Annotated in this window: 4 protein-coding genes; all 4 read left to right on the forward strand. The window is 55.1% G+C overall.

Features of this window, described 5'->3' with window-relative positions:
• Nucleotides 1–443, forward strand: a 443-nt coding sequence (gene pilV, locus ACN0VI_RS15510; RefSeq protein WP_417447429.1) for a type IV pilus modification protein PilV, incomplete at its 5' end; no start/stop codon positions are given.
• Entirely contained in the window at nt 440–1,519 is a 1,080-nt protein-coding gene (locus tag ACN0VI_RS15515; RefSeq protein ID WP_417447430.1) for a PilW family protein, read from the forward strand. The genes pilV and ACN0VI_RS15515, both read left to right, overlap by 4 nt.
• Nucleotides 1,516–2,052 (forward strand): pilus assembly PilX family protein, encoded by a 537-nt coding sequence (locus ACN0VI_RS15520; RefSeq protein WP_417447431.1) that lies wholly within the window; start codon nt 1,516–1,518, stop codon nt 2,050–2,052. The genes ACN0VI_RS15515 and ACN0VI_RS15520 overlap by 4 nt, the downstream gene beginning before the upstream one ends.
• A 1-nt stretch (nt 2,053) precedes the next feature.
• The coding region (locus ACN0VI_RS15525; protein ID WP_417447432.1) for a pilus assembly protein at nt 2,054–5,723 on the forward strand (3,670 nt) is incomplete at its 3' end.

A 5,723-nucleotide genomic window follows, 5' to 3' on the forward strand; every position in this document is an offset into this window, starting at 1 on the left:
CCCGCCAGCGGGGGGCGACACTCATCGAGGTGCTCGTGGCCATGCTGATTCTTTCCGTGGGTCTGCTGGGGCTCGCAGGCATGCAGATGACGGCGCTGCAGAGTAACCAGAGCGCCTACTACCGCTCCCAGGCAACGGTGCTGGCTTACGACGTTATCGACCGCATGCGCGCTAACCGCACCGAAGCGCTCAACGGCGTCTACGATGTCGCCCTGCAGAACCAGACCTGCAACCCTAAACTCGCCGCTACGGGAACGCTCGCTCAGCGGGACGTAGCTGAGTGGCTGAATTCGCTTTCTTGCCTCCTGTCTGCCGATGCCCAGGGCAGCGTCGTCCGCAACGATCGAATGTTCACTGTTTCCATCGAGTGGAACGACAACCGCGGGCGGACCGACAAAGCCGATGACAAACCCGAAACTTTTGTATACCGGACGCAGCTATGAAGTCAGTTTCCCTATACCGGCAGACGGGCTTATCGCTCATCGAGCTGATGGTCGCCATGTTGATCAGCCTCATCCTGCTTGGCGGCGTCCTGCAGGTTTTCCTTTCTAGCAAGGATATGTACCGCACCAATACAGCTATTGCACGCGTTCAGGAAGCAGGAAGATTTGCAACCGACTTCATTGCGTTCGATGTCCGTCAAGCCGGTTATAAAGGCGAGTGCCTTAGCGATCCGCTTATTCAGCTAGACCTCGCCACGGCTACAATCGACCAAAAGAACGCTTACAGCACAACTCCTGCGATTCAAGGCTGGGACAACAGTAAGCCCGTATTTTTCGAGTCGTCGGACAAGCTGCGTCCGAACACCGACGCGTTCATTGTGAAATATGCGGGGGACGGCACGGAGTTCGAATCTAAAGGCAACAACAAAGTTGGCGGCGGCAATCTTGGCGTTGAAGGTGAAACCGGTACTTACAGCGGGCAAATTGTGTTGGTAGCTAACTCAACCGGCTGTGACATCTTTCAGAACACGAATAATGGTAATGCGAGCACCTTTCAAACGAATGGTAACAACGAGACTCCAGGCAACACGGGTACCGGGATGAGTCAAGCTTATAACGGCAAGTTTACAGCGCACGTTTTACGCAGCCACACCTACTTCATTCGCGACAATGCTGCCGAGGGTCGTCTCCCATCATTGGTCCGCAAGGTACTTAGCCCAAGCAAAGCAGACGAAGAACTGGTGGACGGCATTATCGATATGCAAGTCACCTACGGTCTAGATAAGGATGGCGATCGCCTTGCAGATGAGTATGTAGAAGCCGGTACCAACAACCTCACCGCCAGCGGCGAGGGTGATTGGAACAAAGTGGTTTCGGCAAGAATTGCCGTTCTCGCCATCAGTCCTGAAACCAACGTCCTGGACGAACCCCAGAAGTTCGTTTTCCCCGCCATCGCTGGCATCGAGCGGGACGATGAATACGCCGTATACGGCAACGATGGCACCATCACCATCAAGGAAAACCGCCTCGCCCAGGTTTACACCGCCACGGTTGCCATACGGAATCGTCTGCCATGAAAATCGGATCTTTCGGCTATTCGCAACAGCAGCGCGGGGCCGTACTGCTCGTTGCGCTCATCATGCTCCTGCTACTTACCGTGCTTGGTGCAGCGGCAATGCGTGATACCAATCTGCAGGAGCGCATGGCAGGCAATATGCGAGACCAGAGCCTTGCATTCCAGGCAGCCGAAGCAGCACTCCGCTTCGCCGAGCAGGAAGTCAAGACTGACTACACCAACCTCATTAACGACACCAAGTACCCAATAAATAACCAAATAGGGAGCACAGTCGTGCGCCCTAAGATAGTGACGTTCTCTAAGTTTACCGGCGAGGTCGCCAGCAAGCCGACCTACACCATTACGCGGCTTCCACACCCCGGACAGCTCGACATGCAGAACATGGTCAACCCAACCACCGCTGGTGGCGACTCGCTCGCGGCTGGCGAGTCGCTGATTCTCGACTTCGTTCTAGTCCGCATCGAAGCAACCGGCACCGGCGCCAGTCCGGATTCGAAGGTCACCCTTCGTTCCCTGTATTTTGTAGAGGAGTGACATGATGCCGCTCAACCATCGCAAGATGCCCTGGAACGGCCTTGCCGCTACATGGCGCCCATTGCTGTTGGCAGGAACCGCACTATGCTGGACGCTCGGCGCCAGCAAGGCCGCTGCAGACGTTTCGCAAACACCACTGCTACTGGGCGCTAGCAATGTGCCGGGCAACCTTGCGCTGGTACCGTCGGTGGAGTGGCCAACTTTGCTCTCTATTGCCAATACCGGCAGCTACAGCTCAGCCAATACTTACCTCGGCTATTTCGATGCCAGCAAGTGCTATGTCTATGACGGTACCAAGGAATGGTTCGAACCAGATGGCAACGCTACCGCGAGAAAGTGCGACGCTGCCAAACAATGGAGTGGCAATTTCCTGAACTGGGCAGGCACACCGACAATCGATCCCTTCCGGAGCTCCCTTACAGGCGGCTATCGCTATCGTGACACAGTCGGCGTTACCGTACTTGAGAAGGCGCGCCATACGGGGCAAAGCACTGCTGGCGACCGTTTTAAAACGGCTGACGGAATATCGCCAGCAATAGACACCGGAATATTGCCAGCGACAGAGTTTGCGGGTGCGACCCCTGTAAAGAGCGATTGGAAAAATTTCTATATCCGGCTGAGCGGCCAAGGAATAGAAATGCTTTTCTCCAACTGGAACGACAAGATTGGAGGATTAGGTGCCACTGGCACCAATACTAATGAATGGACCTATTACGACCCAAATAATACGACCCAATGGGAGAACGGGAAGCTTAAGACCGCCTTTTATGCAGGCAACCAAGTAAAGAGTGTGTATCGCATAAAAATAAGAGTAAAGGTCTGCGTCGTCGGCAACATTGAGTCAAACTGTAAAAAATACAGCGACTCCAATTACAAGCCAGAAGGCTTACTGCAGCAGTACTCTTCCAGCATTCGCTATAGCGCATTCGGTTATCTTAATGATAAAAATCAGCTACGCGATGGCGGGGTGCTACGTGCCGGCCAAAAATACGTTGGTCCGCTTAAAAGAGCGCGTGGCATTGCCAGGGAGCTGGACAACACTAACAAAGAATGGGATGAATCTACTGGGATTTTAGTTACAAACCCAAACCCGAACGATGCAACATCCACCCAAGCCCTCTTTGGCATTTCGGTTAGCAATAGCGGCGTCATCAACTACCTGAATAAGTTTGGCCAGCTTAATAATTACGATCACAAGAGCAACGACCCGGTTAGCGAGCTGTATTACGCAGCATTCCGTTATTTTCGCAATCTGGGTAACGTTACGGAATACAGCACGCCGACCCCGGCGCATGCAGCGAATGGGGACTCCAAAGAAAAGTGGCTGGACGGGTTTCCGGTCATAACTTCTTGGGACGACCCCATCCAGTACGCATGCCAGAAGAACGTCATCCTTGGAATTGGAGATACCAATACACACGCCGACCGCAACCTGCCCGGGGCTACTGTAACCAATCTCGAACCTGCGGCTCCTGCCGAAGTTGTTGCGGACGCCACCAATTTCAACGTTGCAACCGCTACTACAGTGGTTGATACCTTGGAAGGGGCGGGAGTCGATACAAAAGCAACGACCGCAGGCCAATTCGGCGATTGCTGCAGTAATAATTCCGCCTATATCGCTGGGATGGCGTACCACGCCAATACGGTCGACCTTCGGGACGATATCAGCGGCAAGCAACTACTCTCCACTCACTGGGTGGATGTTCGTGAGAACGGCGTACTGAAAGGCCGAGCCAAAAATCAATATTGGCTGGCCGCCAAATACGGCGGCATCAAGTTCCCAACCGATAGGGACGTTGAGGAATATGGTGACCCTTACGCTCCCTCCAAAGAGATCCAACCCAGCTGGTGGACCGACGGCGATCAGACCGAAATTGGTGAGCTTCGACCTCGGAACTTCTACGTAGCTAGCGATGCAACCAAAATGGTCGAAAGCCTGAAAACAGCCTTCGCTAACATCGCCAAGGAAGTCAGTAGTACCACAGCGGCCCTCTCAACCAATTCAACCAAACTGGCAACCGATACCGTCGTGTTCCAATCGATGCTCGATAGCGCCAAGTGGAGCGGGGACTTACTGGCCAAGGCGGTTTCCAGTAACGGCACCGTGAGCGCAACTCCTACTTGGAAAGCGGCACAGAAGCTGGATGAGCTAACCAACGCACAGACATCTAATCGCGTCATTCTGACTTCCACGCCACCAATAGCTGACATCACGACAGGAGCGCTGGTATCAACAACGGGCAGAGCCTTTTTGTGGGATCAGCTGGAAGCAGCACAAAAAGTCGCACTTCAGGCTACTGCCAGCGGAACTCCGACGACGGAAACAGTCGGACAAAACCGGCTTGCCTTCATTCGCGGCGACCGCAGCCAGGAGCGCACCGATGCAGCGCCTAACAATCCGTTCCGGCAGCGTGACAGTCGGCTCGGTGACATTGCCAACTCTGACCCGCAGTACATCTATAAACCGAACTTCGGTTACTCCCAACTGCCCGAAAGCGCCGGTTTTACCAACGCAATCAAGAGCGCGTACACCAGTTTTCGCTCGGAAAGCTTTTACCAGAACCGCCCGCCGTTGGTGGTGGTCGGTGCGAATGACGGCATGTTGCACGGCTTCGATGCAAGCCTTGGCAGCACAGGCGGCAAGGAGCTGTTTGCCTATGTTCCGAATGATCTTATCGACGAGCTACACGAACTGACGGACCCAACCTATGCGCATCGCTACTATGTGGACGGTACGCCCCGTATCGGTGACGCACTCGTCAGCGGTCAGTGGAAGACCCTCTTAGTCGGTTCATCCGGCGCAGGTGGCCGCAGCATTTTTGCGCTGGATGTTTCCAACCCCAACAGCATGTCCGCCAGCAGCGTGCTATGGGAGTTTACCCATGCGGAAATGGGCTACAGCCTCGGGCGCCCCAGTCTGGTTCCGCTCTACAACGGGAAGTTCGGCGTAATCGTCACTAGCGGTTACGACCGGCCGACGACCAGTACCAATGGTTATGTCTGGGTCCTGGATGCTTCGAACGGCAGTGTGATCAAGCGCTTTGACCTGCCGAGCAGCGGCGATCTCGGTGCGCCTTTGGCGGTTGATATCGATAACGATCGCGTAGCGGATCGCGTTTATGTAGCTGACACGCTGGGCAAAGTGTGGCGCCTGGACATGACTGGCACGTCTGCCAGTGGATGGGATGCCCCAAGCAGCTTGAAATCAGGCGGAAACATCACCCCGTTGTTCTTGGCCAAGGATGCCAGCGGCGGCGCGCAGCCGATCACCGCACCACTAGACGCGGCCTATACCAAAGATCGGGAAATCATGCTGGTGTTCGGTACCGGTAGCTTCTACCAGACCACCGACAATGAGGTCCCTGCCACTCCGCAGGTGCAGTCGTTCTACGGCATCGTTGATAGCGGTGCTCAGATCAACGGGCGTAGTACGCTTCTGGAGCAGGAGATTCTGAGGGAGGTAACCGGCACCGAGCTCAATGGCCGAGCGGTCAGCGATAACACGATGACCGATAGCCACGAAGGATGGTACCTGGATCTATTGCGGAAGGCAGCGAGAGGCGGAACTGGTGCCAAGGGGGAGCGTGTCATTTCCCAGGCTCAACTGGGTGGCAACCGCGTTACCTTCAGCACCCTTATCCCGTCCGCAAACCCTTGTGACGCAGGCGGCA

The organism is Kangiella sp., assembly GCF_048265365.1.
Classification (GTDB): domain Bacteria; phylum Pseudomonadota; class Gammaproteobacteria; order Enterobacterales; family Kangiellaceae; genus Kangiella.

Bases quoted from the DNA above. Each gene is read 5' to 3' on its own strand.
- ACN0VI_RS15515 (WP_417447430.1), top strand. From the start codon at position 440: ATGAAGTCAGTTTCCCTATACCGGCAGACGGGCTTATCGCTCATCGAG.
- ACN0VI_RS15520 (WP_417447431.1), top strand. From the start codon at position 1,516: ATGAAAATCGGATCTTTCGGCTATTCGCAACAGCAGCGCGGGGCCGTA.